This is a genomic window from Nitrosomonas sp. H1_AOB3 (assembly GCF_015709435.1).
GTDB classification, from domain to species: domain Bacteria; phylum Pseudomonadota; class Gammaproteobacteria; order Burkholderiales; family Nitrosomonadaceae; genus Nitrosomonas; species Nitrosomonas europaea.
In genome coordinates, this window is record NZ_CP054389.1 from 2,763,415 (window position 1) to 2,790,104 (window position 26,690).

Genomic DNA, 26,690 nt, shown 5'->3' on the forward strand with positions numbered 1-26,690 from the left:
CAGCAGAACAGATTTGACGGCGGATTTATGATGAGCGGGTGGCAGTGACTGGCGGGTTGTCAGTTAGATGCCACCCTCGAAACCGATTTGCCGCCAGGCTTCATAAATGATGACTGCTGCCGCATTGGAGAGATTCAGGCTGCGGGAGGCGGAAAGCATGGGAATGCGGATGCGCTGATCCTGCGGGAAGTTTTCCAGCACTTCGGCGGGTAATCCGCGCGTTTCGGAGCCGAACAGGAACACATCATTGCCTGTATAAGCCACCTTGCCATGGTGATGAGTTGCACGGGTGGTGACAGCAAAGATGCGACATCCATCCATGAGTTTCAGGCAGGATGCCAGATCTTCATGCACGGTGAGGCGGGCCCATTCATGGTAATCCAGCCCGGCGCGCCGCAGTTGTCGGTCACTCAGATCGAACCCCAGTGGCCGGATCAGATGCAGTTGTGCGCCGGTGTTGGCGCACAGACGGATGATGTTGCCGGTATTGGGGGGAATTTCCGGCTGGTGGAGAATGATCTGGAGCATACGGGATTGATTTTAAGGCTTGATCGGTCGCCTGGTTTCGTCGTTCCCAGGGAGATCGGTTGCTCTTCTTGCGGCCGGGGCACCCGGAAATGCTCTAGCGATCACCCAGGCGCGGACATCGGTTGCTCCGTGGCGGCGTATGACCTTAGCCAGTTCATTCAGGGTGGCGCCGCTGGTCATGACATCATCCACGATGGCGACCCGTTTTCCGGAAAAATTCCGGTTGCAGGTAAAGGCATTGCGAACATTCTGTGGACGGTTTTTCCACGGCAGCTCAGTTTGCGAGGGTGTGCTGCGGATGCGTGTACAGGCGACGGACAGCAACTCGACTCCTGTTTGTCTGCATAGATGACGGCTGATTTCGAGTGCCTGGTTGAATCCTCTTTCTCGCAGTCTGGCCGGGTGGAGTGGCACCGGGATGAGGTAATCAGGCAGAGGATCATCTTGGAATCTGCCCAGCAGCAAGCTGGCCAGTATCGGTGCCAGTGGCAGATCGGAGCGATATTTCAATGCCTGCACCAGAGCATCTACCGGAAAAGTGTAGCGCAAAGCGGCTCGAACATGGCTCCAGGCCGGCGGATTGCGCAGGCAGGTGCCACAAATTTCCGGTGAAGTCATTGGTAACAGGCAGGACGGACAGTGCACGGGTGGCAATCCGGGAAGATCCTGCAGGCAGGCATTGCAAATATCCTGATGATTGGGTGCCTGGCACAATACACAGTGTTTATGGCTGAACAGTTGCGCAATATTTAATCGCCTGTTTAATATTAAAGAGGAAGAAATTGACAATTCGGGTGTTATCCGTAATGATTTCGCACTATTCATTATAACTTGGAGCAGGCTCTCGCCGAGAATGATCATGGAATCCGCAACCGGTTTGATTTCTGAGAAACAGTGCGAATGTGCACATCCCAACTCTGATTCGGCAGTACAGGGGTCATCATTGCGCTGGTCGATCGCAGCGATCGAATCGCTGCTGGATCTGCCATTTTCTGATCTGATTTTTCAGGCGCAGACGGTGCATCGCCAGTATCACGATGCTAATGCCGTGCAACTGTCCACGCTGATTTCCGTAAAAACTGGTGGATGTTCAGAGGATTGTGCCTATTGTCCGCAGGCGGCGCGTTACCATACCGGGGTGGAGAATCAGGCGATTCTGTCGTGTGAGGAAGTCGTGGCGGCAGCCACTCAGGCCAAGGAAAGTGGTGCTACCCGTTTCTGTATGGGGGCGGCATGGCGCGGACCGAAGCAGCGCGATATCGAGTACATGACCGAAGTCATCAGTGCAGTCAAGGCATTGGGGATGGAGACTTGTGCCACACTGGGTATCCTCAAGCCGGGCCAGGCCACTCAGCTCAAACAGGCTGGACTGGATTACTACAATCACAATCTCGATACTGCCCCCGAGTTTTACGGTGAAATCATTACCACGCGTGACTATCAGGATCGGCTGGATACGCTGGAGGAGGTGCGTGGCGCCAATATCAACGTGTGTTGTGGCGGTATCGTCGGCCTGGGGGAATCTCGCATGGCCCGGGCAGGATTGATTGCACAACTGGCCAATCTCGATCCTTATCCTGAATCGGTGCCGATCAATTATCTGGTTCAGGTAGAGGGTACACCCTTGTACGGCACGCCTGAGCTCGATCCATTCGAATTCGTCCGTACCATTGCGGCAGCGCGTATTACCATGCCCAAAGCGATGGTCAGACTTTCCGCCGGTCGCCGGCAAATGCCGGAAGCCATCCAGGCACTGTGTTTTCTGGCGGGTGCCAATTCCATCTTCTACGGCGATAAACTGCTGACGACGGGTAACCCGGATACGGAAAAAGATCTGGCGTTGTTTGAAAAACTGGGGCTGCATGCATTGTAGTCGGTGTGCAGGGTAGTCGGATGCTGGCGGATCTGAGCGAAGCGTTACGGGAGCGTCAGCAGGAGGGGCTGTACCGTTCGCGTCCGGTGCTGGAAGGGCCACAATCTCCACATGTCACTATCGATGGCAGGGATTTTCTGGCTTTTTGCAGTAACGATTATCTGGGGTTGGCCAATCACCCGGCCTTGATCGAAGCTGCAGCGGAAGGTGCGCGGTGTTATGGCGTCGGCTCGGGCGCTTCTCACCTGATCAGCGGTCATTTTCGTGCACATCATGAACTGGAGGAAGCGCTGGCGGCATTTGTCGGGCTACCGCGCACCTTGCTGTTTTCCACCGGATACATGGCCAATATGGCAGTGGTGACTGCGCTGGCAGGCCGGGGAGATGCGATCTTTGCAGATCGCCTCAATCATGCTTCACTCAATGATGCTGCTTTGCTTTCTCGTGCTCGTTTCATTCGTTACCCGCATCTCGATCTCGATACCCTGGCACGGCAGCTGGAAACGACGAAAGCCCGGCGCCGGCTGGTCGTCACCGATGCGGTATTCAGTATGGATGGTGATATGGCACCGGTTGCCGAGCTGCTGACATTGTGTCAGCGCTTTGATGCCTGGCTGCTGCTGGATGATGCGCATGGATTCGGTGTGCTCGGGGAACGGGGTAAGGGCAGTCTGTATCATTCGCAAAGAATAGAACGGGATACACCCCATCTGATTTACATGGCAACGTTGGGCAAGGCGGCGGGGGTATCCGGTGCTTTCGTAGCGGCACAAGCACCTGTCGTTGAAACACTCATCCAGCATGGCCGCACCTATGGCTATACTACGGCAGCACCACCTTTGCTGGCGCACACCTTACTGACCAGCCTGCAACTGATCAGTCAGGAGAGTTGGCGGCGGGAACGACTTGCTTTGCTGATCGAGCGATTGCGGCAGAGGTTGCACTCCCTTCCCTGGCCATTGCTGCTGTCTGAAACCCCGATACAGCCATTGCTGGTGGGCGAAAGTCAGGAAGCCGTTCGGCTGGATCTGGCGTTGCGTGAGCGTGGTATCTGGGTGCCAGCTATTCGTCCGCCGACCGTACCACAAGGCATGGCACGATTACGCATCAGTTTGTCTGCTGTGCATACTGAGGCGGATGTCGATCGATTGGGTGCAGCTTTGCGTGATCTGGCCCAGTGTTGACATGGCCTCGATACATATCGAGACGACTGGAAATGGTCCTGATCTGGTGATGTTGCATGGCTGGGCCATGCACAGCGGTGTATGGGATGGCGTGGTGGAATCGTTATCGCAGCGTTTCCGGCTGCATCAGGTCGATCTGCCCGGGCATGGTGCCAGCCGTGATTGTGCGCTGGATTCACTGGATCAGATGACCGAAGTGATTGCGGACCGTTTGCCCGGTCGTTATAGCGTGTGTGGCTGGTCGCTCGGCGGTCAGGTAGCGATCAGGCTGGCATTGCAGGCGCCGGAACGTGTCCAGCAACTGGTACTGGTTGCCAGTACCCCCTGTTTTGTCAGGCGCGCGGACTGGCCATGGGGAATGGAAGATTCCACCCTGACGCTGTTCATGGAAAATCTGGCGCGCGATTATACCCAGACGCTCAACCGTTTTCTGACTCTGCAAGTCAGCGGCAGTGAGGATCAAGCCCGGGTACTGGCATGGTTGCGTAAGAGTATTCTGCGTGGCCAGCCGCCAACGCCGGCAACACTTCAGGCAGGATTGAAAATTTTGCAGACCAGTGATTTGAGGGCTGAATTGAATCAGGTCAGTCAGCCTGTACTGCTGATCCACGGCCGGAACGATGTTATCACCCCGGCCGGCGCAGCAGACTGGATGCAGCAACATTTACCCCGGGCGCGGCTGGTGCTGTTTCCCCATTGCGGCCATGCGCCGTTTCTTTCTTTTCCTGAGCAATTCGTGAGTTGTTTCGATGCATTATGATCATGTACTCGACAAGCGTATGCTGCGTCGATCGTTCGAACAGGCGGCAGCCGGTTATGACCAGTCTGCTGTGTTGCAGCGGGAAATATGTGACCGCATGCTGTCCCGTCTGGAATACATCAAATATGTTCCCGCCAGAATACTCGATGCGGGCAGCGGAACCGGTTATGGCACGCGCAAGCTGATCGAACGCTATCCTGCGGCAGAAATCATGCCGATGGATATTGCGCTGACGATGCATCGCTGTGCGCGCATGGCGATCTCGGAGCAAATACCAGGATGGCAGCGCTGGCTGCCATTCAGGCGCCACTGGCCCAGAGATTATATTTGTGCGGATATCGAACAGTTACCTCTGGGCGAAGCCAGTATCGGGATGATCTGGTCCAATCTGGCGATCCAGTGGTGTAATGATCTCAGGCAGACATTCGCGGAAGCCTATCGTGTGCTGGAGAACGGCGGCCTGCTGATGTTCAGCACATTCGGACCAGATACATTGAAGGAATTGCGGCAGGCTTTCAAGTCAGCGGATTCGTTTAGCCACGTCAATCGGTTTACGGATATGCACGATATCGGTGACATGCTGGTGAATTGTGGCTTTTCATTACCAGTCATGGATATGGAATACATCACGCTGACTTATGAGGATGTCAGGGGGGTGATGCAGGATCTCAAGGCAATCGGTGCTCGCAACGTGACACAAGGGCGCAGGCGCGGATTGACCGGCAAAGCGGCATGGCAGCAAGTAATCGAGCGGTATGAGGCGCTGCGTCAGGATGGAAGGCTGCCGGCCACGTATGAAGTGGTGTATGGCCATGCCTGGAAACCGGAATCGCGCCAGGTTCAGTTGAAGCCGGAGACACGGCGCAAGCTTGGTCTGGAGCCATAATGGCACCCGCCGGATTGTTTGTCACCGGCACCGATACCGGAATCGGTAAAACTGTAGTGGGCTGTGCCCTGCTGCACGCTTTCTCGGCTGAAGGCCATACGGTGATCGGAATGAAACCAGTGGCGGCAGGCTGTGAAAACGGGCAATGGCAGGATGTGGAAAATCTGAAGAAAGCCAGCAATGTCAGCATGCCGCAATCACTGATCAATCCCTATGCCTTTGTGGAACCGGTTGCGCCGCATATCGCTGCTCGACAGGCAGGCATCGTTATCGACCTGGGGGTGATTCGGCAGGCCTGTGAACAGCTGCAGGCGGCAGCAGAGGTAACGATAGTCGAAGGTATCGGAGGTTTTCGGGTGCCGCTGTCATCATCAGGTACGTCGAATGACCACTACGACACCAGCGATCTCGCCAGAGTGCTGGGGTTGCCGGTAATTCTGGTGGTGGGTATGCGGCTGGGTTGTCTCAATCATGCATTGCTGACAGCCCGTGCGGTTGAATCAGCCGGATTGAAACTGGCGGGTTGGGTAGCGAACACCATCGACCCGGAAATGCTGCAACCGGCGGCAAATCTGCAGACACTGACTGAATGGCTCGACTGCCCGTTGCTGGGTGTTCTGCCGTTTCAGGAACAGCTCGACGTGCAGCAGCTTGCCGGGCTGATCGATCTGTCCCGACTGGAATGAAGCCGGTATCGAAACAGGATCTGAAGCGTGGCCTGATTTACAGTATCAGTTTGAGTTTCTCGGTGGCCTTGACGAGTTCGATCAGGATGCCGGGTTCCCAGGCCGAATGGCCGGCGTCATTGACTACGATATAGTCGGCCTGCGGCCAGGCCAGGTGCAGATCATGTGCGCTGACGATCGGACAAACGGCATCGTAACGCCCTTGTACGATGATACCAGGCAGATGGTGGATCTTATGTACATTTTCGAGCAGGCTGTTTTCCGGCAGAAAGATATTATTTCTGAAGTAATGGGCTTCTATCTTTGCCAAGCCGAGCGCAACTGTGTCACTGGTGAAATAATCGACTGTGTCAGGATTGGGCAGCAGGGTTGAGCAACTTCCTTCGTAGCGCCCCCACGCTTTCGCTGCTGGCATGTGAACAGCGGGATCGGGATCCATCAGTAAACGGTAGTAAGAAGAAAGAATGTCGCATTGTTCGATCGGTGAGAGTCGTGCGACAAATTCGCGCCAGACTTCGGGAAAAAAATTGCGCAAGCCGTACAGGAACCAGTTGATTTCACCGGGCCGACAAAGAAAGATGCCGCGCAGGATGAATCCCAGACAGCGATCAGGATGAGCTTCGCCATAGGCAAGTGCCAGTGTGCTGCCCCAGGAGCCGCCAAAGATCAGCCATTGTTCGATACCGAGGTGCTGCCGCAAGGTTTCGATATCTTCGATGAGCAGCGGAGTAGTGTTGTCTCTGGTTTCACCCAGCGGTAGCGAACGTCCGGCGCCACGCTGATCGAAAATGACGATCCGGTAACGGGTAGGATCAAAGAAACGCCGATGGGCAAGTGTGGCACCCGCCCCCGGCCCGCCGTGCAGGAATAAGACGGGGATGCCGTTCTGATTGCCTGATTGTTCCCAGTACATGGTGTGAGTGTCATCCAGCGGAAGCATGCCGTGATCATGAGGTTCGACTGGGGGAAAAAGCCCGGTATGTGTCATGGTATGTTGTACAGGTTTGTTATAAAGGAAGCACAGACTATGGTTGTGTAATGGCATTTTAGCACTGTGGTATGTCAGGATTGTATCCGGTAGTTTGGCTGGATGATTGCTGTTAACCAGGTCTGATGCTGCCAGTCGAATGAAAATGGGCTCGCAGAGGTGAGAATACTGTATAGTCGCGCGGGTAGCGCGATGCCGATGTAATCGGCAGTGATCAGGCCAGGTAGTTTGCAGGAATTTCGTACTGCGTGTGTTGTCTGCTGGACAGAAACTTGAAAAGATAAAACAGGAGCAGAAGGATTGATGCTGGTAAAAACCGGGATAAGGTAAATTGCCTGTGGACGAAATGGCTTCACAGGGTTCCCAACCGTCGAGACTGGGCCTGGTTTTGACCGGGGGCGGTGCACGGGCCGCTTATCAGATAGGTGTGCTGCGGGCAATTGCCGAAATGCTGCCCCCGCACGCTCGCAGTCCTTTTCCGGTTGTCTGTGGGACTTCCGCCGGAGCAATCAATGCTGCTGGTCTCGCCATGGCTGCAACCCATTTTTCTACCGGAATCAAACGGCTGGAAGCAGTATGGGGCAATCTGCATACTGGCCAGATCTATCGTTCTGATCTGATCGGGGTACTGCATAATGCGCTGCGTTATTTTGGCTCGATCGTGTCGAGCAGAATGGCGGGTAAACCCGTTTCGCTGCTGGATAATACACCACTCAGGCAGCTATTGGCCTGTCATTTGCCCTTCAGAGGGATACGCAGGAGTATTCATGCAGGGGCGCTGCACGCGCTCGGCATAACGGCCTGGGGGTATGCGTCCGGGCAGTCGGTTACTTTTTATCAGGCCAGTCCCAGCGTCATTCCCTGGAAGCGTGCGCAACGCATTGGTGTTCCTTCGCGCATTGGTATCCAGCATCTGGTGGCATCTGCTTCGATTCCGTTCATTTTTCCGGCAATCCGGGTCAATCGTGAGTATTTTGGTGATGGCTCCATGCGGCAGCTTGCGCCGCTCAGCCCCGCATTGCATCTCGGCGCAGACCGCTTGCTGGTGATTGGTGTGAACGAGAAAAAGGAGACTGATTGCGAACGTACCAAGGTAACCGGATATCCGCCGCTGGCGCAGATTGCCGGGCATGTGATGAACAGTATTTTCGTCGACAGTCTGGATGTCGATCTCGAGCGTTTGCAGCGTATCAACCAGACATTGAGCCTGATTCCGGGGATGCAAGCAGGAAACGGTCCTGCGCTGCGCATGGTGGACTGCATGGTGATTACACCCAGCGAAAGGATCGATGAACTGACACAAGCGTATGCCAACAGTTTGCCGCGTCCGATCCGCTACTTTTTTCGTGCTGCCGGGGCAATGGGTCCGAAGGGTTCTGCCATGCTCAGTTATGTATTGTTTGAGGCTCCTTTTTGCCAGGCACTGATCGATTTGGGTTACCGGGATACCTTGCGCCGGCAGGATGAGGTATTTGCATTTATTTCCGAGCGACGGGAGTAGAAAATATGGATGTGACCGATCCACAGTTCTGGATTGCCGTTTTTCAGATCATTGCCATCGATATCGCTCTGGGTGCAGACAATGCCGTGGTGATTGCGCTGGCATGCCGGAATCTGCCGGAGAATAAGCGTAATCAGGGAATATTCTGGGGAACGGCAGGGGCGATCGGGATACGAATCCTGCTGGTCTTTTTTGCACTTCAGCTGTTGGCGTTGCCTTATTTGAAAATTACCGGTGGTTTGTTGTTGTTGTGGATCGGCGTTAAACTGCTGTTGCCGGAGCCCGCTAGTGAAAGCGGGCCGGTTGTGAAAGGGGGAGCGACCACTCTACCGGGCGTGATCAGGATCATCATCATCGCCGATACGGTGATGAGTCTGGATAATGTCATGGGAATTGCCGGTGCAGCCAGGGACAGTCTTGCGCTGGTGATATTCGGCCTGCTGTTCAGTGTTCCCATCATCGTCTGGGGCAGCAAGCTGGTGATGAAATGGATCGAGCGTTTTCCTGTCATCGTCGTTATCGGTGCCGGTTTGCTCGGCTGGATTGCCGGTGATTTGCTCACAGGTGATACGATCAGTCAGGAATGGGTTGCAACACAGGCTGCCTACCTGCAATGGCTGGTGCCGGCAGCCTGTTCGCTGCTGGTGATCGGGACCGGAAAATGGCTGACAGCCCGGATACAAAAAAAAGCGCGGGCATCCATGGATTTACTGGGGAAAGATTGAACCTGGAAACTGTGCAGTTGGATGCGCAGTGAGGCAACGGGTTGATCCCGCTAAAACATAGTCTGTGATGAAACACACGTGAAAGAGAGGTGCCTTATGTTAAAAATGTTACTGCCGGTCGATGGTTCTGAAGCTTCCGGACGGGCGATCGAGGAGTTTGTGAAAAGGCTCGACTGGTATCGTGAAAAACCGGAGATTCACCTGCTGAACGTGCGGATGCCGCTGACCGGTAATGTTTCCATGTTTGTCAGCAAGGAAGAGATTGGTGATTATTACCGCGAGGAAGGTCTTAGAAATCTGCAGCAGGCTCGCGGCTATCTGGAAGAAAAGGGGGTTGCCTACCGGCACCATATCGTCGTGGGGGAAGTGGTGACCATGATCCTGCAATTTGCCGAGGAAATACAGTGTGACCAGGTCGTTATCGGTCCGCGCGGATTGGGTGCGGTCAAGGGTTTGTTGCTTGGCTCGGTTGCCAGCAAACTGATCCAGCTTTCGACTGTTCCGGTTTTGTTGCTCAAATAGCAGGAAATCCATCGTAATCCTCCATCTGTTAAAGCAAATGATCTGCCGGCGGTTGCCGTTAAATCCGGGGTGGAGGGTTCATCAATTTGAAATTAAAAGTATTGGGCTGTGGCGGTGGAATAGGGAGTAATTCTCATACCACCGCAATGCTGCTGGACGAGGATATTCTGATCGATGCCGGCACCGGAGTCGGCACGCTCGCGTTGGATGATCTGCTGAAAATCGATCATGTATTCGTCACGCATTCCCACCTGGATCATATTGCATTCATTCCTTTTCTGGTCGACACGACTGGCAGTCTGCGTGATCGTCCGCTGATCGTGCATGCTCTGCCTGCAACATTGGAATGTCTGCAGAAGCACATTTTCAACTGGCATGTCTGGCCGGATTTTTCCCGTATCCCTGATGCCGTCCGCCCCTATATGCGTTACCAGCCATTTGCGGTGGGTGAGACTATAGTGCTGGGTTCGCGCAGAATTACACCGCTGCCGGCTTGCCATGCTGTTCCGGCTGTGGGCTTTCAGCTTGATTCCGGTCAGGCCAGTCTGGTATTTACCGGTGATACCACTGCCAATGATGGATTATGGGAAGCTATCAACCGGATTACCAACCTACGCTATCTGATCATCGAATCTGCCTTCAGTGATGTCAAACATGACATCGCGAGGCGTTCCGGACATTTCTATCCTGCCTTGCTCGCAGATGAACTGAATAAACTGCAGCATGATGCCGAAATATACATTACCCATCTGCGTCAGGGGGAAGCAGAGCTGACCATGCAGGAAATTCTTGCCAGAATCAGCCGTTTTGATCTGCGCAGATTGATGAGTAATCAGATATTTGAATTCTAGGATAGAGTGAATATGAGCATATCTCTGGCTTCTGAAGCCGGTTCCGGCATCATCCCAGGCAATGGGATTCCGTCGGATTCTGCCGGGCGTTTGCAATCTGTGATTGACAGGATTCAGGCGGCGGGAAATGTTGATGAAATCATATTCGAAACGAGCCGGGATATCTGCGAGATTTTCAACGCGGATCGCCTGACGGTCTATACCCTCGGTGACGATAAAACCAGTCTTACGTCACGTGTTAAAACCGGACTGGATTCCTGGCAGAATCTGAAACTGCCCATCAACGAACACAGTATTGCCGGCTTTGTGGGGCTGCACAAACAAGCCGTCAATTTCAGAGATGTTTATGATCGGTGTGAGCTCAGGGAACAGAGTGAATATCTGCGTTTCTTGCAGGAAGTGGACAAGCGGACCGGCTACCGGACCAAACAGATGCTTGTGGTACCGATTCTGAATGCCGGTGATAACGATCTGCTGGGTGTGGTGCAGCTCATCAACAACAAGGCCGATGAACCTTTCTCGCAAAGGGTTGTGGATGAATTGAGTGAAATCTGCCAGGCGTTGGCAGTCGCCATCAGGCAGCGCCAGATGCAGCAGTTACTGGGCAGAACCCGTTATGATCAGTTGATCGTCAATGCCTTGATCAGTGCCAGTGAGTTTGAGCTGGCAACCAGGCAGGCGCGTGAAACAGGCCGCGATCTGGAAGATGTGCTGATCGATGAATTCGGCATCAGTGTGACGCAGGTGGGCGAGGCACTGGCTGTCTTCTTTGGCGTGAGATATGAACGATACCGGCCGGATCGGATCAAGCCGATGGACCTGCTCAAGAATCTCAAACGTGAATTTGTCGAGAGCAACAGTTGGCTGCCGATTGATGATGGAACTGAAGGGTTGATGGTGCTAACCCTGGATCCCGAACGTATCAGAGCATTACGTATCGTCAACCAGATTTTTCCAAAGCGTAAGATCATCTACGCAGTTTGTACCCGGCGTGAATTTCAGGCCATGCTGGATCTGTTTTATGGCGGTAATGAAACCGAGAATCTGGGTGGCAGCATCGATGAAATGCTTTCCAATCTGGGTGAGGGCGATGGCGGGGAAGAAACCAGAGAGACTGATACGGATGAAGCTTCCGCTGCGGCGGATAACGAACTGGTCAAACTGGTCAACCGCATCATCATGGATGCCTATAAAACAGGTGCTTCGGATATTCATGTCGAACCCTTGCCGGGTAAGGGGAAAACCAGTATTCGCTTCCGCAAGGATGGTTCACTGATGCCCTATATCGAAATTCCTGCCAGTTATCGCAATCCGCTGGTGACCCGTATCAAGATCATGTGTGATCTCGATATTTCAGAAAAGCGTAAACCGCAGGATGGCAAGATCAAGTTTCGCAAGTTTGCGCCTCTTGATATCGAGCTTCGGGTCGCGACGATTCCTTCGGCTGGCGGTGTGGAAGACGTAGTGATGCGTATTCTGGCGGCTGGTGAGCCGATTCCACTGGAGAAAATGGGATTTACCTCCTTCAACCTGGAACGGCTGAAATCGATCATCAGTAAGCCTTACGGGCTGTTCTTCGTCTGCGGCCCGACGGGTTCCGGTAAAACGACGACGCTGCATTTCATTCTCAAATATCTGAACCGGCCGGAAACCAAGATCTGGACGGCGGAGGATCCGGTTGAAATTACGCAGAAAGGGTTGCGTCAGGTGCAGATCAACCCGAAAGCCGGCCTGACATTCGCCACGATCATGAAATCCTTTCTGCGGGCAGACCCCGATATCATCATGGTGGGTGAAATGCGTGACAAGGAAACAACCAGTATCGGCATCGAGGCTTCGCTTACCGGACATCTGGTTTTCGCAACCCTGCACACCAACAGTGCACCCGAATCCATCATCCGTTTGCTGGATATGGGCATGGATCCGTTCAATTTTGCTGATGCGTTGCTCGGGATTCTGGCGCAACGTCTGGCCAAGCGACTGTGCAAATGTAAAAAACCTCACGTGGCCAGTCGGGAGGAAATTCGCGCGCTGCTGGTAGAGTATTGTGAAGAACTGAAGAATATCGGGAGCTTCAAGGCCGATCCTGATGCAGCCTGCCGTGAAATCGAATCTCGCTGGGTTCAGCAGTATGGCGATGAAAACGGGCAGATTACCCTGTATGAGCCAGTTGGTTGTGAGCACTGTACACAAACGGGCTATGCCGGCCGGGTGGGTTTGCATGAATTGCTGACTGCCACTGACGCACTCAAGAAAAATATACAGGAACACGCACGTGTTGCTGAAATGCTGGTAACCGCATTGCATGACGGTATGCGTACCCTGAAACAGGACGGGATAGAAAAAGTGTTGCAGGGAATTACCGACATTCATCAGGTGCGGGCGGTGTGTATCAAATGATGTCGTGACAATAGTGTTTTGTTAGTGTGAACATACCCTGATCTGGCAATTTCAGTACAACCGGTTCCTGCTCTTGTCCTGCTGGTAGCCATGAATGTCTGGCCTGCAGCATGGCTGGATAACCGGCGTGGTTTTCCCCTAATTCCTTCTTTTGCTTTGAATAGATTCTGCTAGTCTTGCTGATGCAGAATGCATGCTTCGGGATGATGTTCTTCCAGGCTCACAATGGTGCTCCCCAGGCAGCCTTCCGGATATTTCCGGGTGATTACGACGATTGCAGTGAAGTTTCAGGAGGATAATCATGCAGATTTCAGATGACAAAAAGATATTACAGCTGGTCAAATCTTCGACTGCCAGTAAGAAGAGGGCGAGGGGGACGGTAAAAGGCCGGAATCCGGTGGCCGGTGCAGATGAGTACGGTCAACAGGTCGAGCAGTACGCGCGTCGTATCCGGGAGACCAGTGATGTAAACGAGATTATCAATATTCTGGATACCGTGCTGGGAGAAACCCGGAATCTGCGTTACAGCAATGAGGTATATAGTGCGCAGGAACAGGTACGGCTTGCAGAAAAGCAGATCGAATCACTCAAACTGGAGCTGGAGCAACTGCGGGAGCTGATACATTACGATCCCATGACTGGCGCATTCAATCGGCGTGGCCTGGATGCTGTTTATGTGCGAGAGGCGGCGCGTGCTGACCGAAACGAGAACACACTGTGTGCGGTTATGCTTGATTTGGATGACTTCAAGCAGATCAATGATACCTATGGTCATCAGTTTGGTGATGATGTTCTGGTTCATTTTGTGACGGTTGCAAAGAAATCATTACGGCCAAGTGATGTGGTCGCTCGTTATGGCGGCGAAGAATTTGTCGTACTGCTGCCGGATACCACGCTGGAATCGGCAGTCTGGGTGATGCAGCGTCTGCAGAATAACTTTTCCAGGAAAGTATTATCGGATATGGAGGGTAATTCCGTTCCGGTGACCTTTAGCGGGGGCGTTGTTTCCCGGCAGTTTCGCGAAGGTCAGAAGTCTTTGCTCAAACGTGCGGATGAGGCACTTTATCAGGCTAAGCAATCCGGTAAGAGCCGCGTAATGATTACACCTGTTAATGAGTGACATTTAATGGAGAATATTTTTCTGGGCAAGCAGCCGATTCTGGATCGTAATCAGAATCTGGTTGCCTATGAGCTCCTGTTCCGGACAACAGAGGATAATCAGGCAAATGTTTCGGATGGTTTCCGTGCTTCTGCCAATGTAGTGGTGAATGTGTACGGTCACCTCGGGATTCAGCAGGTGCTGGGTAATCTGCGCGGATTCATCAACGTCAACCATGAGCTGCTTCTGGATGATGCAGTTTTGTTGCTGCCCAGTAAACATGTGGTGCTGGAACTGCTGGAAACGATTTCTGCCACACCTGAAGTAGTGCAGCGTTGTATCGAGCTGAAACAGATGGGATACCAGCTTGCGCTGGATGATGTGATCCGGATTGATGACAGAATCGGACCATTGCTTCCGATCATCAATGTGGTCAAGGTTGATGTGCTGGCGCTGACTGATAATGAAATCAGCGACTTGATCCAGAAACTGAGAGCATGGCCGGTCATCCCGCTGGCAGAGAAAGTGGATAGCCCAGAACGTGCCAGAATGTGCATGGACTTGGGGTTCGAGATGTTTCAAGGTTATTTTTTTGCCAGGCCGGTAATTGTTTCCGGTGGCAAGATCGAATCCGGAAGATTATCTCTTCTGCGATTGCTGTCGCTGGTGATGCGCGATGCGGAGATCGAGGAAATAGAACAGCTGCTCAAGCATGAACCGGGTTTGAGTTACAGTCTTTTGCGGATGGTCAATTCGGTAGCGGCAGCATTGCCGCAGAAAATCGGTTCCATACGGCAGGCTATCATCGCGATGGGTTACCGGCCTTTGAAAAGGTGGGTTCAGTTACTGCTGTATGCTGCGGATCCTTCCGGAGAACTGAACGAGGCCAATGCGCTGATGCAAACCGCAGCTATCCGTGGAAGACTGATGGAACTGATTGCAACCATTGATCGCCCGCATGACAAAAATTACCAGGATCGAGCTTTCATGACCGGGATAATGTCTTTGCTGGACACGCTGTTTAGTATGGAAATTCAGCAGATCGTGGATAAGCTGGAAATGCCGGATGAAGTGATTCGTGCCCTGGTGCATCGTGAAGGTCGGCTTGGTTGTAAGCTGCGGCTGATCGAAGCCAGAGAAAAAGGAAATGCAGAACAGGTCGAGAAAGCCATGGCGGAACTCGAATTTCTTGATCAGCCTGATCTGGTAAAAGCAGAGCTCGATGCTCTGGATTGGGCCAACCATATCAATCGGCTGGCCTCATCCTGATCGATGCGGGTTTGTCTGTTGAGTTCTTCCTGCATGATAGCCATGTACGTGGAGCACAATCCTCAGGCCCGGTTAGGTCGTGTTGTTACTAAAATAGTTACTTCCATTGTAAAAAAATCTGGGTTAGAATCATCTTCAGCTTTATGGGTTTGTAGAGGTAAGAAGGTACATAAAGTGAGTAATGCCGGGTACTTGGACTAAAAAGTCACCGTCCGTTTCCCGCGCGAATGGGAGTTTATCCGAGGCAGGATAAAGAGTTTAACTATATTAGGAGGATAAAGCATGGGATACAGTGATGCAGCGACAACCCAGAGAGAAATCGAAAAAAATAGTGGAGCATGGAAAGTAATTTTGGTTAGTACAGCGGCTTTTATTGTAATCGGAGCTATAATCTGGTTCGGTGGAATCGGCGGCAAATACTAATATTTACCCCTTGTACCATATTCAGGCAATCTGGGTCCCGTTGGGTCCAGGTTGCCTTGTTTTTTGGGAAGCCGATTTTGTTAAAATTGCTGCCTTATCCGTACGGGCTCAGTAACTCTCAGTAAGTTTTCCTCTTCCTCCTTCTTAAGCAATTCTTCTTTTTCACACCTTTGTCATTTTTTGTGGGTCAACCCATACATCGAATTGTTCTGCGGTGACATAACCCAGCCTGATTGCGGCTTCTTTTAATGTCAGCATTTCATGATGGGCTTTTTTGGCTATTTCTGCTGCTTTGTCGTAACCAATGTGAGGGTTGAGCGCGGTTACCAGCATCAGAGACTCCTGTAAATGCTGCTTGATTCGTACTGTATTGGCCGTAATACCGGCTGCGCAATGGGTGTTGAAGCTTTCTGCACCATCTGCGAGCAAACGTGTACTTTGTAAAAAATTGTGAATGATCAGTGGTTTCATGGTATTGAGTTCGAAATTTCCCATGGCGCCTCCCAGATTGATTGCAACATCATTGCCCATGACCTGACAGGCAAGCATGACAACTGCTTCCGATTGGGTAGGATTGACTTTTCCGGGCATGATCGAACTGCCGGGTTCGTTCTCCGGGATAAGGATTTCACCAATACCGCAACGCGGGCCGGATGCCAGCCAGCGGACGTCATTGGCAATTTTGATCAGTATAGCTGCCAGTGTTTTCAGCACCCCATGCGCATGGACCAGTGCATCATGCGCGGCCAGTGCCTCAAATTTATTGGCAGCTGTTATAAAAGGATAGCCGCTGAGGCGTGCAATTTCTGCCGCGACACGGCGTGCAAATTCCGGATGGGTGTTGAGACCGGTACCTACGGCTGTCCCCCCCAGCGCCAGTTCGAGCAGATGCGGCAGCGCAGATTCGAGATGAGCCAGGCCATGATCGAGCTGTGAAACATAGCCTGAAAATTCCTGCCCCAGTGTAAGCGGGGTGGCATCCTGCAAATGTGTGCGGCCGATCTTGACGATATCCGAAAATGCTGCCGATTTGGAAGATAATGTTTTACGTAGTGCTTCCAGTGCCGGAATCAACCGGTTGCGGATGGCTTCCACGGCAGCAATGTGCATGGCAGTGGGAAAAACGTCATTGGAAGATTGTCCTTTGTTGACATGGTCGTTAGGGTGCACCTTGCGACCTTTGCCCCGTGTACCGCCCAGAATTTCCGAAGCGCGGTTGGCCAGCACCTCGTTCATGTTCATATTGGTTTGTGTGCCGGAACCGGTTTGCCAAACTACCAACGGAAATTCGCCGGCGTGTTCTCCTGCCAGCACTTCATCGGCAGCGGTGATGATTGCCCGGGCGATGTTCTCGTCCAGTAATCCCAGATCATGATTGATACTGGCAGCGGCGCGTTTGACCAGCGCCAGTGCGTGGATCAGAGCTGACGGCATGCGTTCGCCCGAGATATTGAAGTTGTTGAGCGATCGCTGTGTCTGCGCACCCCAAAGGGCGCTGGCAGGCACCTGTACTGTGCCTATTGCATCATGTTCTTCGCGATACTGGTCCATGGTAGTTTTCCAGAAAAAGTTAGCGGGTTTTGTGGAAAAGAATGATCAGCCGTGGGTATTGAATTGCTGTTCAAATGCTTCGAGTAATACTGGTGGCTGGGGCTGCCATCCTTTCTTACGATGTTCCGCGACGACATTGGTGAAAATACCCCCGCGCACATAGAATTTCGAAGTCAGCCGGATAAAACGGGGTTTCATGGCGGCCACCAGATCATCCAGAATCCGGTTGGTCACTGCTTCGTGGAAAGCGCCTTCATCACGGTATGACCAGATGTAGAGCTTGAGACTCTTGAGTTCGATACATTTTTTGTCGGGAATATAATCCAGCGTCAGTCGTGCAAAATCCGGCTGTCCAGTTTTGGGGCAGAGGCAGGTAAATTCCGGTATTTCCATGTGAATCCGGTAATCACGTGTCTGGACGGGATTTTCGAAGGTTTCCAGTTGTTTTGAAGGCTGTGTGGTCATGGTTTCCTTGGTTCTTTCAGTTCCTGGTTTTTCTAAATCATTTAGAATAACCAGTTAGCTCAAAATTATAACCTGTTACCTTCCAAATTGCGTCTGACCGAAATCAAACTGGCCGGTTTCAAAACATTCGTCGATCCTGCGGTGGTGCCTGTACCGGGGAATCTGGTCGGAATCGTTGGGCCGAATGGTTGCGGCAAATCCAATGTCATCGATGCGGTACGCTGGGTGCTGGGGGAATCACGCGCCTCAGCATTACGGGGAGAGTCACTGCAGGATGTGATTTTCAACGGATCCGCCACGCGCAAGCCGATCGGCCGGGCCAGTGTCGAACTGGTATTCGATAACAGCTCGGGCAAAGCGGCGGGCCAGTGGAAATCCTACAGTGAAATAGCCATCAGGCGCGTGATTCAGCGCGATGGGGAATCATCCTATTACATCAATAATATTCATGTGCGCCGGCGGGATATCACCGACATGTTCCTGGGAACGGGTGTCAGCGGGCGCGGTTACGCCATCATCGAACAGGGGATGATTTCCCGCATTATCGAGGCCAGGCCGCAGGAGCTGCGCATTTTTCTCGAAGAAGCGGCCGGCATTACCCGATACCACGAAAAGCGCCATGAAACCGGGCTGCGCCTGGCTGATGCACGTGGCAACCTGCAGCGTGTGGACGATATTCTCGAAGAGCTGGACAAACAGCAGCAGCATCTTGAAGCACAGGCGGAATGTGCGGTCCGTTATCAGGATTTGCATAGGCAGTTGACTGCCGCGCAACATACACTCTGGACGTTGCATAAGCAGCAGGCCGCCGAATCACGACACCAGGCACAGGTAGAGGTTGAACGCTTGGTGCAGGAAATGGAAACCATCCGATCCGGTATGCAAGAAACAGGCGAAAAGCTGGATGAGTTGCGCCTGTACCACCGGGTGGTGAATGATCGTCAGCATCAGATTCAGGGAGCGTTGTATGCTGCCAATGGTGAAATTGCGCGTATCGAACAAAACATCCGGCATATTCGTGCAAACAGAGAGCAGCTCGATCGTCAGCTTGCTGAAGCTGAACTGCAACTGCAGAACCACGAGCAGCAACTGAATGAAGTCAACGAAAACCTGACGTCCTGGCAGGATAAACTGGAGCAGGCGAAAAATTGTCACTTGTCCTGCAAAGAGGAACATATCGTGGAAGCCGGGAAGCTGCCGCAAATGGAATCGGCTGCGCAAGTGGACCAGGTGCGGTTGATCGGGTTGCGGGAAAAGCTGGCGCTGGCCAGACAGAATGAGAAATTGCTGCAAAACCAGCAGGCGTATGCCGAAAAAACGTTGCATCAGCTGATGGCGCGTCGCGAACGCCTGCTGGAAGAGCAGTCGAGCCAGCCGGAGATCGATCCGGTGCAACTGGATGAGTTGCAGATGGAATCTGCGGAGTTTGCTGCCATGCTGGAGCAGAAGCAGCATTCATTCAGCACACTGGAAACGCAGGCGTATACCGTACAGCAGGAACGTGACGCGATCCTGCAAATCATTCAGTCGCTCGAGCGGGATATGGCTCGGGCAAATGCCCGGTGTGATGTTCTGCAACGCTTGCAGGATCAGATCGAAGATAACCAGGAGTTGAATGCGTGGATGGCCAGACTTCAGTTGAATCTGTTGCCGAGGCTGTGGCAGCAGATTTCGATTGAATCAGGCTGGGAAACGGCGCTGGAAGCCGTGCTGCGCGAGCGTATCCAGGCAGTTACCGTGGACCGGTTGGAACAGATGCTGGAGTGGGAAGCACAGCGGCCATCGGCAAAATGGGCCGTGTGCGAACTCGTGCCGGATCGACCAGTGAGCAATGACACGGATCAACGAACATGGAAGCCACTCAGTACATTACTGAGTTGCCGCAGCCCGGCGGTGCAGGCCGTGCTGGGAAACTGGCTGCACGGTGTATTCGTCACCGACAGCCTGACAGCTGCGCTGGCTGACAGATCGCTGCTTACCAGCGGAGAGATGCTGGTAACAGCGGAAGGACACAGTATAACCAGTTGCGGAGTAAGCTACTTTGCGCCTGATTCTGCAGTGCATGGTATCTTGCAGCGTCAGCGCGAAATTGCTCAAATCAGGGAAGAATGCGAACAAATCGGGCAGTCTGTTTTATCCCGGCAGCAGGCGCTGGCTGCGGTGGAGCAGGATGATCGGCAGATCGCGGCGGATATCGTACAACTTCGTAAGGTGATCGAAGAAATCAGAACGCAGCAGCACGACCGGCAAATACAGATCGTACGGTTGACACAGCAAATCGAGCGTGTGGCGCAACAGCAGGCTCAACTTGAAATCGAACTGGCTGATCTGGCAGTGCAGATCGAAGAAGAATCATCACAGAAACAGCAGGCGGAAACAGAGCTCGTTGTGTGTGAGGCGGAAAGAGTAGAGCTGGAAGCTCAGGTAAATCAGGCAGAATCTGCCTGCCAGACATCCGGGCAGGCACTGGCATCACAGCGATCACTGGTGCAGCGTTTATCGGACAGGTTACATGAAATGGCTTTCGGTGAGCAGGATTGTCAGAACCGAGTCATCGATTGTGAACGGCGTATCGGTATGATTACCCGGAACAGCGTCGTCCTGACTGAAAACATGCAAAAGTTGCAGCACGCTCGCGCTGATCTGGATGAATCGACACTGACGGCAGATACAGTACATTGGCAGATACAGCGCGATCAGCATGAACAGGCGCTGATGGCAGTTCGGCACGAGCTGGAAAATATGGACGATACATTGCGGGAAATGGAACAGGCCCGGATGTATGCTGAACAACGGCTGCAAGAATGTGGTGAGGCGGTTGGTCAGGCGCGGCTCCGTGAGCAGGAAGCGGAAATGACCGAAGCCCGGTTTGCAGACAAGCTGGCGGAATCAGGTGAAACTATGCTGGAAATGGTGCCGCAGTTCGTCAATGAATCGCCAGCAAAACTGCAAACACGTATCAACCGGCTTACCGGGGAGGTCACTGCTCTCGGGCCGGTCAACCTGGCAGCGTTACAGGAGCTGGAGGCATTGAAATCACGCCGGATTCATCTCGAAGAACAATTTCATGATTTACGTGAAGCCATTACGACACTGGAGCAGGCCATTCGTCAGATCGACCGTGAAACCCGGGAGCGTTTGCAGGAAACATTCGATCAGGTCAATCAGAATCTTGCCGGGTTATTTGCTTCCATTTTTGGTGGAGGGGTTGCGGAGCTGGTGTTGAGTGGTGAGGATATTCTGGATGCAGGTGTGCAATTGAATGCTCATCCGCCGGGTAAGCGGAATAGTTCCATCCATCTGCTTTCTGGCGGGGAAAAAGCATTGACGGCACTGGCGCTGGTATTTTCATTGTTCCGGCTGAATCCTGCACCGTTCTGTCTGCTGGACGAGGTGGATGCGCCGCTGGATGACAGTAATTCGGTACGTTTTTGTGAGCTTGTCAAGCGTATGTCCGGAGAGACTCAGTTTCTTTTCATCAGCCACAACAAAATTACCATGCAGATGGCGCAGCAGTTGATCGGTGTAACCATGCGCGAGCAGGGAGTTTCCCGGGTGGTGACGGTGGATATCGGTAAAATCATGGCCGCCGGGGATTTGCCCGCAAGTGTCTGATATTCGTTGATGAACTACTTGAGTGCGTGCAGAACGATTATAATCGTGCCAAAGGGGGATAACAGTTTATGAGTGATTTGCAGATCAGTCTGGTTATTATCGGTGCAGTCATTATTGTCGGTGTCGTCATATTCAACAGAATTCAGCTGGCACGCTATCATCGCAAGGTCCAGAATGTATTCAGGCACGAGCACGATGATGTTCTGCTGAATGATGAGCGTAAACCAGTGTTCGGCAGTGGGCGGATCGAGCCGCAATTTGGTGATGAAGCGCCATCAATACCGGATGCTGCTGTGGGTTCTGCCAATACCCCGGTTGATCGGCAAATCGCGGATGATCAGCCAGCAAAAGAGCCTGGTGTGCAGAGGAAAACGGCCGGTATCGACAGCATGATCAATTACATTGCTGATATCCGCGCCAGTTCACCCATCCCCCACGAGAAGCTGATTGATCTGCTGCAGCAGAAGTTTGACTACGGCAAGCCAGTACGCTGGTTCGGTCTGCAAGAAGGGCAGTCGTGGGAGGAAATCTCGCTCGATACGCTCAGCCCCAGGAATACTTATATCCAGTTAAAAGGATGTTTGCAGCTTGCGGATCGTTCCGGACCGGTCACTGAAATCAATCTGTCGAGATTTCGTGATATGGCTGAAGATTTTTCCGCACAGGTTCAGGCGGAAGTCGAATGTCCCGATATTTCAGAAGCACATGCCAGAGCAATTGATCTGGATAAATTCTGTGCCGATGTCGATGTGATCATGGGGATCAATATCATCAGCAAGGATGGTGGTGCCTTTGTCGGGACCAAGATTCGCGCGCTGGCAGAAGCTTCCGGCTTCCGGCTGGAATCCGACGGTGTGTTCAAATATCGTGACAGTGAAACTAATGAGGTAATGTTTTCACTGGGCAATTTTGAGTCGGCCCCATTTTTGCCTGCCAACATGCGAACACTGACTACCCACGGCATCACTTTTCTGCTGGATGTTCCCAGAGTCGCAAATGGTGAAAGAGTATTTGACCAGATGGCGCATATTGCCAGACTTTTTTCATCGACACTGAACGGTATTCTGGTTGATGACAACAGGGTGCCGTTAAGCGAGAACGGTGTGAAAAGAAGCCGGCAGCGATTGGCCGATATCCAGTCCAACATGGCAGTGCGTAATATTGCTGCGGGTAGTGAGACAGCGTTGAATCTGTTTGACTGACAGTACCACCCGTAACTCGTCAGTCGGAGTCGAACCGTGGATGAATCCGGGACGAAATCCAGATTTCCGATCCGGGTTCAATTGGAAGCCAATAAACGGTATTACTGGTGCCGATGTGGACTCAGCCAGTCACAGCCATTTTGTGATGGTGCTCACCGGGGGACCGGGATGAATCCTGTAGTATTTGTCGTCAGAGAAACCAGTCCAGTCTGGCTCTGTGTCTGTAAGGAAACAAAAAATATCCCTTTTTGTGATTGTTTCCGTACTGACTGAATCAAGAAGATTGGAACTTTAGGAATTACTGTGGTTGATTGGTGGTTCTACCGATTCCTGATGATAATTCCGCTTAGATATCGAAGTCTGATCAAACATTGCTTCAAATACCAGCAGTTTCTGGTTGGGTTTGCGCCGATCTGCCACACGTTTATTTCCTGAAGGATTGCTTTGATTCTGTATCCTTCTGTCATTCCGCGGGTTATGTTCTACAAAAGGACGCAACTGGATGCCGCAGCGTTCGTTTATGCGCTTCTGAGCTGAAATTACGAAATTCTCGATTTTATCTTTTATTGTTCTGACATCTGCATCCAGTAAACGTATATTGACGACGACGGCGTATTGGTCTTCGTCGCTTGATGACGGGGCTTTATTTTTGATTACATGTACCAGTGAGTCCATGCTGGGCCTCAGTTCCTGTGAAAGCATACGGACCAGGTTTTCCGCTTCCTTGGGAGTATAGCTGCCCAGGAAGAAACCATGACTTTGTGTCGGGGTAAGTCCCCAAAGTGTATGAAATTGGCGCAAGGCCGTAATAAAGTACCAGGGATGGAGAGACAGGTAGAAATACCCGGAAAAAAACAGCAGAAAACCCGTGAGCATTGTGAGCTCATTGACTCCCAGATACAGGCCGGTGAGCCCGATCAGACCAAACAGCAAATGTATTGAGACAATGGCAAATATGACATCGCTGACACGATAGCCAGCATTGAGAAGGATATGGTGTAAATGATTATGATCCGGTTCAAATGGTGACTTGTGCTGCCAGATTCGGCGCAGCATGATACTAATGGTATCCATCAGGGGGACCGAGAACAGCCAGAGAGCAGTGACGGGTGTCATGGCACGATTGCTGCCTTGAGAAAGATCTATCAAAAGCCAGGTAATCACGAATCCCAACAGCATACTGCCGTTATCACCAAGAAATACTCTTGCTCGGGGTTGCAGCCTGTAGCGGAGATTGAAAAACAGAAATCCCATGGTACCACCGGTGAGCGCAATGATGATGATGAGGTTGGGCTGATTGTCGGCAATCAGCGCTGCTGAACCGAGTAGTATCAGGCTCATTAATGTTAAGGAACCGGATAATCCATCTATTCCATCGATCATGTTCAGTGCGTTGATGCCTCCAATAGTGGCAAAGAGCGTGAAAGGTATGGCGAAAATTCCCAGTGCCAGAATTCCGCCAGGGAAAATACTACCAAGATCAGTCAATACAACCCCGCTTACCAGATTCATGATCAGGACGGCGACAGTTTGTACGATCAGACGTGTTTTGTAATGAAGTTGAAGGATGTCATCGGCAAAACCCATGATAAAGATAATAGCGGAACTGATCCCCAGTCCCAGCCACTTCACTGATTGTTCCGGATAATAGCCGATTAAAAAACAGAGGGCGATGAGCAGGGCAGCGAAGATTCCGGTCCCTCCTACGAATGGTGTGAGGTGCTTGTGCTGTTTGTGCTGCCCCGGGCGATCCAGAATGCCGTAAGTATGTGCCAGAGAAATTGCCAGCCGGATGATAAGGCCGGCCAGTATTGTACTGATGGTAAATAGAGTAATTTGTTCTGAAAGATCAGGCCTGACTGGTTGGCTTATGTCTGTAGAAATACTGAAAAATGTAGAGGTGAGTTCATTCATCGTTTTTTACTCCGGTAATCGTACTGGTATACATACTGACCATATCTGTGGCGTGACAAGGTTTCAGGGATGCCATTGAATATCACTCCTTTCAGATTCACGCCCGCCTGTACAAGTTTCTTTACACTCTGTTCAAGTTCCCGTAGGGGGTGAGTTCCGGCTCTGACTGCCATTAGGGTGACACTGGCCAGACGGCCGATGATGGCGGCATCGGTGGCAGCCAGGATGGGTGGCGAATCAATGATGACCAGATCATATTGATTACTGACAGTCTCCAACAATTGACCAAAGCGTTCATGCAGCAATAATTCCGACGGATTGGGCGGGACTTTACCGGTCGGAATAAAATCGATAGCTGCCAGTGGAATCGATTTGATCGCATCGTTCAGATCGATTGATCGGCTGATCAGTTCGGAGAGACCATTTTCTCTGCTCAGGCGCATGTGTTTATGAATATTACCCCGGCGTAAATCTCCATCTATCAGTAATACCTTTTTGCCGGCATCTGCCATTGTGACGGCCAGATTCGCTGAAACAAACGTTTTGCCGATCCCTGGGCTCGGTCCGGTAATCATGACGATATTGTTGTGTGCCTCCAGAAACGCAAAGTGCAGGGTGGTACGCAAACTGCGCAGACTTTCCATCGCAAGATCTTCTTTGTTTTCCAGTGCCAATAAAAGTGGAGGGTGATTGCCCGATATTGGTTCACTTTTTAGTTTCTTTTCGATTAGTTTCTGATATTTGCTGTACTGGACCGTTGCATAAACTGGTATACCTAAAGATTTTTCGATTATGCCGGGATCTTTTATACCATAACTGAGTGATTTGCGAATAAAAGTAATTATTATTCCCATCATAAGCCCTGCCATCAATGCAACACCCATGATCAGAACTTTTCTGGGTTTGATTGGAAGATCAGGCAGCATGGCGTAATCAATGATTCTTACATTACCTACTGTGCCCGCTTTAGCAACACGTATGGTCTGGGCATGATTCAGCAGCGTGGTGTAAAGTTCAGCATTGACTTCCACATCTCGTGACAGTCTCAGAATGATTTGCTGGGTTTCTGGTAACCCTCCGATTTTCTTATCAAAAGCATTGATCTGTGCCTGCAGTCTGCTGATCTGCTTGTCGATTGCAATGACATTAGGATGAGATTCCGTGAATTTCTGACGTAATTCATCCCGCTTTTGCTGCAGGAGCGTAACCTGAGTATTCAGTTCGACTGTTCCCGTCAGTATGTTCTGCGTTTCGAGGTCAAGATTGATCGAGCCCTTGCGGATTCTGTAATCGTTTAGTGCACTGGTGGCCGTTTCCAATTGTTCTTTGAGTGCTGGTAATTGTTTCTCCAGGAATTCGAGTGTTTTCTGGGATTCTGCCGATTTCTGCTCGACATTCTGCTGAAGATAGGTGTTGGCAATTTCATTGACGATACGAACGGCTTCTTTCCGATCGTCTGATTCAATGGCTAATTCAAGGATACCGGTACCCTTGCCAATTTCTGTAATGGAAAGAGCTTCCTTCAATCGCCGAATTGCTTCACCTTTGGAGCGACGTGTCAGAGTGAACATGGTATCCGGGCGAGATTGCAGATAAGTGACAAAAATTTTGACGGGCTGCAGATAGCCTTCCGGCTGCTTGACAGCCAGCTTGCCGACTTCACCTTCAAGAAAGACTTCGTCCTGATAGATGAGTTTGAACTGGCTTTCATTGATCGCCTGTAAAATGATTTCTTCATTTTTCCAGCTTTCAGGCACTTCGAGTGTATCCACCTGAATGGCTTCACCCCCCCATGCATAATGCGATAACCCAAATGGCGGGCTGGACAGGACGTCGCTGCCATTGAACCGTTGAAGCCATCTGGCTACTGCATTTCCTATAAGAGGGAAAAATTTAGGCATTGCAACAATGTCGAGGTGCAGATTTCTGATCGTTTTCCCTAAGATCATTCTGGATTTGATCAGCTCAATTTCGGTTTGTACCGGAGTTTTGGTCTCGAAGAAATTTGACAGCGAATCCAGTTGTTGCACCATGGATTGGCTGTTTTCCTTGATCTGTAACAAGCTGTCTGCTTTATAGATCGGACGGCTCAGAAACGATATGGCAGCACCGATAAGGCAGGTGATGAATGTGATGACAAGAATCAGCTTTTTGTTATCGGCCAGTACATCCAGCAATTCACCCAGATCAATTTCGTCATTGGCCTGGCTGGTTACGGGCTCCATAAGGTTTCTCGATGAGTCGGATG

At 51.8% G+C, this 26,690-nt stretch carries 22 protein-coding genes; 15 read left to right on the forward strand and 7 right to left on the reverse strand.

The window, feature by feature from the left end:
• Positions 1-63: 63 nt before the first annotated feature.
• Both trmL and HRU73_RS12980 read right to left on the reverse strand, forming a co-directional pair.
• Positions 64-528: a tRNA (uridine(34)/cytosine(34)/5-carboxymethylaminomethyluridine(34)-2'-O)-methyltransferase TrmL gene (gene trmL, locus HRU73_RS12975; RefSeq protein WP_011112786.1), complete on the reverse strand. Its 465-nt coding sequence runs from the start codon at positions 526-528 to the stop codon at positions 64-66.
• A 12-nt stretch (positions 529-540) separates the two neighbouring features.
• Complete coding sequence (locus HRU73_RS12980; RefSeq protein WP_353765140.1) at positions 541-1,173, reverse strand: ComF family protein; 633 nt, start codon at positions 1,171-1,173, stop codon at positions 541-543.
• A gap of 214 nt (positions 1,174-1,387) precedes the next feature.
• On the opposite strand from HRU73_RS12980, the gene bioB reads away from it, so the two are divergent.
• The 5 genes from bioB to bioD are packed head-to-tail and all read left to right on the forward strand — an operon-like array spanning position 1,388 to position 5,917.
• Complete coding sequence (gene bioB / locus HRU73_RS12985; RefSeq protein ID WP_287398907.1) at positions 1,388-2,401, forward strand: biotin synthase BioB; 1,014 nt, start codon at positions 1,388-1,390, stop codon at positions 2,399-2,401.
• Positions 2,402-2,421: 20 nt separating this feature from the next.
• Positions 2,422-3,585 (forward strand): 8-amino-7-oxononanoate synthase, encoded by a 1,164-nt coding sequence (gene bioF / locus HRU73_RS12990; RefSeq protein WP_287398908.1) that lies wholly within the window; start codon positions 2,422-2,424, stop codon positions 3,583-3,585.
• A gap of 1 nt (position 3,586) precedes the next feature.
• A complete protein-coding gene (gene bioH, locus HRU73_RS12995) occupies positions 3,587-4,345 on the forward strand; it encodes a pimeloyl-ACP methyl ester esterase BioH (RefSeq protein ID WP_041356863.1) in 759 nt (252 codons plus the stop codon).
• A complete protein-coding gene (bioC, locus tag HRU73_RS13000) occupies positions 4,335-5,231 on the forward strand; it encodes a malonyl-ACP O-methyltransferase BioC (RefSeq protein WP_011112781.1) in 897 nt (298 codons plus the stop codon). Before bioH ends, bioC begins: the two co-directional genes overlap by 11 nt.
• A complete protein-coding gene (gene bioD, locus HRU73_RS13005) occupies positions 5,231-5,917 on the forward strand; it encodes a dethiobiotin synthase (protein ID WP_287398909.1) in 687 nt (228 codons plus the stop codon). Before bioC ends, bioD begins: the two co-directional genes overlap by 1 nt.
• A gap of 37 nt (positions 5,918-5,954) precedes the next feature.
• On the opposite strand, the gene pip is transcribed toward bioD, so the two are convergent.
• The gene (gene pip / locus HRU73_RS13010; protein WP_287398910.1) at positions 5,955-6,905 is read right to left on the reverse strand and encodes a prolyl aminopeptidase; all 951 of its coding nucleotides are present in this window, start codon (positions 6,903-6,905) and stop codon (positions 5,955-5,957) included.
• A 346-nt stretch (positions 6,906-7,251) separates the two neighbouring features.
• Between pip and HRU73_RS13015 the strand changes: the two genes are divergently transcribed.
• From HRU73_RS13015 to HRU73_RS13045, 7 genes are all read left to right on the forward strand, one after another.
• Positions 7,252-8,406 (forward strand): patatin-like phospholipase family protein, encoded by a 1,155-nt coding sequence (locus HRU73_RS13015; RefSeq protein ID WP_276677945.1) that lies wholly within the window; start codon positions 7,252-7,254, stop codon positions 8,404-8,406.
• Between the two features lie 5 nt (positions 8,407-8,411).
• The gene (locus tag HRU73_RS13020; RefSeq protein ID WP_287398911.1) at positions 8,412-9,131 is read left to right on the forward strand and encodes a TerC family protein; all 720 of its coding nucleotides are present in this window, start codon (positions 8,412-8,414) and stop codon (positions 9,129-9,131) included.
• Positions 9,132-9,227: 96 nt separating this feature from the next.
• Positions 9,228-9,653 (forward strand): universal stress protein, encoded by a 426-nt coding sequence (locus HRU73_RS13025; RefSeq protein ID WP_011112776.1) that lies wholly within the window; start codon positions 9,228-9,230, stop codon positions 9,651-9,653.
• 86 nt (positions 9,654-9,739) lie between these two features.
• Entirely contained in the window at positions 9,740-10,504 is a 765-nt protein-coding gene (locus HRU73_RS13030; RefSeq protein ID WP_011112775.1) for a 3',5'-cyclic-nucleotide phosphodiesterase, read from the forward strand.
• A 12-nt stretch (positions 10,505-10,516) separates the two neighbouring features.
• The gene (locus HRU73_RS13035; RefSeq protein WP_287398912.1) at positions 10,517-12,904 is read left to right on the forward strand and encodes a GspE/PulE family protein; all 2,388 of its coding nucleotides are present in this window, start codon (positions 10,517-10,519) and stop codon (positions 12,902-12,904) included.
• Positions 12,905-13,205: 301 nt separating this feature from the next.
• A complete protein-coding gene (locus HRU73_RS13040; RefSeq protein WP_276818751.1) occupies positions 13,206-14,024 on the forward strand; it encodes a GGDEF domain-containing protein in 819 nt (272 codons plus the stop codon).
• Between the two features lie 6 nt (positions 14,025-14,030).
• The gene (locus tag HRU73_RS13045; RefSeq protein ID WP_287398913.1) at positions 14,031-15,272 is read left to right on the forward strand and encodes an EAL and HDOD domain-containing protein; all 1,242 of its coding nucleotides are present in this window, start codon (positions 14,031-14,033) and stop codon (positions 15,270-15,272) included.
• A 585-nt stretch (positions 15,273-15,857) separates the two neighbouring features.
• Here the strand turns inward: HRU73_RS13045 and fumC are convergent.
• Positions 15,858-17,246: a class II fumarate hydratase gene (gene fumC, locus HRU73_RS13050; RefSeq protein ID WP_276679676.1), complete on the reverse strand. Its 1,389-nt coding sequence runs from the start codon at positions 17,244-17,246 to the stop codon at positions 15,858-15,860.
• 45 nt (positions 17,247-17,291) lie between these two features.
• Positions 17,292-17,711: a preQ(1) synthase gene (gene queF, locus HRU73_RS13055; RefSeq protein WP_287398914.1), complete on the reverse strand. Its 420-nt coding sequence runs from the start codon at positions 17,709-17,711 to the stop codon at positions 17,292-17,294.
• A gap of 87 nt (positions 17,712-17,798) precedes the next feature.
• Here queF and smc point away from each other — a divergent pair, with 87 nt between their 5' ends.
• The 3 genes from smc to HRU73_RS13070 all read left to right on the forward strand — a co-directional run bounded on the left by smc (position 17,799) and on the right by HRU73_RS13070 (position 22,801).
• A complete protein-coding gene (gene smc, locus HRU73_RS13060) occupies positions 17,799-21,326 on the forward strand; it encodes a chromosome segregation protein SMC (protein ID WP_287398915.1) in 3,528 nt (1,175 codons plus the stop codon).
• Positions 21,327-21,394: 68 nt separating this feature from the next.
• Complete coding sequence (locus tag HRU73_RS13065) at positions 21,395-22,528, forward strand: cell division protein ZipA (RefSeq protein WP_287398916.1); 1,134 nt, start codon at positions 21,395-21,397, stop codon at positions 22,526-22,528.
• 36 nt (positions 22,529-22,564) lie between these two features.
• Complete coding sequence (locus HRU73_RS13070) at positions 22,565-22,801, forward strand: CDGSH iron-sulfur domain-containing protein (RefSeq protein ID WP_287398917.1); 237 nt, start codon at positions 22,565-22,567, stop codon at positions 22,799-22,801.
• 18 nt (positions 22,802-22,819) lie between these two features.
• Here HRU73_RS13070 and HRU73_RS13075 read toward each other — a convergent pair whose 3' ends face one another.
• Positions 22,820-24,442: an MraY family glycosyltransferase gene (locus HRU73_RS13075; protein ID WP_287398918.1), complete on the reverse strand. Its 1,623-nt coding sequence runs from the start codon at positions 24,440-24,442 to the stop codon at positions 22,820-22,822.
• Positions 24,439-26,667: a polysaccharide biosynthesis tyrosine autokinase gene (locus tag HRU73_RS13080; protein ID WP_041356861.1), complete on the reverse strand. Its 2,229-nt coding sequence runs from the start codon at positions 26,665-26,667 to the stop codon at positions 24,439-24,441. Before HRU73_RS13080 ends, HRU73_RS13075 begins: the two co-directional genes overlap by 4 nt.
• Between the last annotated feature and the right edge of the window lie 23 nt (positions 26,668-26,690).

What these genes read in the sequence shown, in the direction of transcription:
- bioH (WP_041356863.1), top strand. Translation starts at nt 3,587, where the DNA reads ATGGCCTCGATACATATCGAGACGACTGGAAATGGTCCTGATCTGGTG.
- bioD (WP_287398909.1), top strand. Translation starts at nt 5,231, where the DNA reads ATGGCACCCGCCGGATTGTTTGTCACCGGCACCGATACCGGAATCGGT.
- pip (WP_287398910.1), bottom strand. Translation starts at nt 6,905, where the DNA reads ATGACACATACCGGGCTTTTTCCCCCAGTCGAACCTCATGATCACGGC.
- HRU73_RS13015 (WP_276677945.1), top strand. Translation starts at nt 7,252, where the DNA reads ATGGCTTCACAGGGTTCCCAACCGTCGAGACTGGGCCTGGTTTTGACC.
- HRU73_RS13020 (WP_287398911.1), top strand. Translation starts at nt 8,412, where the DNA reads ATGGATGTGACCGATCCACAGTTCTGGATTGCCGTTTTTCAGATCATT.
- trmL (WP_011112786.1), bottom strand. Translation starts at nt 528, where the DNA reads ATGCTCCAGATCATTCTCCACCAGCCGGAAATTCCCCCCAATACCGGC.
- HRU73_RS13075 (WP_287398918.1), bottom strand. Translation starts at nt 24,442, where the DNA reads ATGAATGAACTCACCTCTACATTTTTCAGTATTTCTACAGACATAAGC.
- bioB (WP_287398907.1), top strand. Translation starts at nt 1,388, where the DNA reads ATGGAATCCGCAACCGGTTTGATTTCTGAGAAACAGTGCGAATGTGCA.
- fumC (WP_276679676.1), bottom strand. Translation starts at nt 17,246, where the DNA reads ATGGACCAGTATCGCGAAGAACATGATGCAATAGGCACAGTACAGGTG.
- bioF (WP_287398908.1), top strand. Translation starts at nt 2,422, where the DNA reads ATGCTGGCGGATCTGAGCGAAGCGTTACGGGAGCGTCAGCAGGAGGGG.
- HRU73_RS13080 (WP_041356861.1), bottom strand. Translation starts at nt 26,667, where the DNA reads ATGGAGCCCGTAACCAGCCAGGCCAATGACGAAATTGATCTGGGTGAA.
- HRU73_RS13045 (WP_287398913.1), top strand. Translation starts at nt 14,031, where the DNA reads ATGGAGAATATTTTTCTGGGCAAGCAGCCGATTCTGGATCGTAATCAG.
- bioC (WP_011112781.1), top strand. Translation starts at nt 4,335, where the DNA reads ATGCATTATGATCATGTACTCGACAAGCGTATGCTGCGTCGATCGTTC.
- HRU73_RS13065 (WP_287398916.1), top strand. Translation starts at nt 21,395, where the DNA reads ATGAGTGATTTGCAGATCAGTCTGGTTATTATCGGTGCAGTCATTATT.
- HRU73_RS13040 (WP_276818751.1), top strand. Translation starts at nt 13,206, where the DNA reads ATGCAGATTTCAGATGACAAAAAGATATTACAGCTGGTCAAATCTTCG.
- HRU73_RS13035 (WP_287398912.1), top strand. Translation starts at nt 10,517, where the DNA reads ATGAGCATATCTCTGGCTTCTGAAGCCGGTTCCGGCATCATCCCAGGC.
- queF (WP_287398914.1), bottom strand. Translation starts at nt 17,711, where the DNA reads ATGACCACACAGCCTTCAAAACAACTGGAAACCTTCGAAAATCCCGTC.
- HRU73_RS13025 (WP_011112776.1), top strand. Translation starts at nt 9,228, where the DNA reads ATGTTAAAAATGTTACTGCCGGTCGATGGTTCTGAAGCTTCCGGACGG.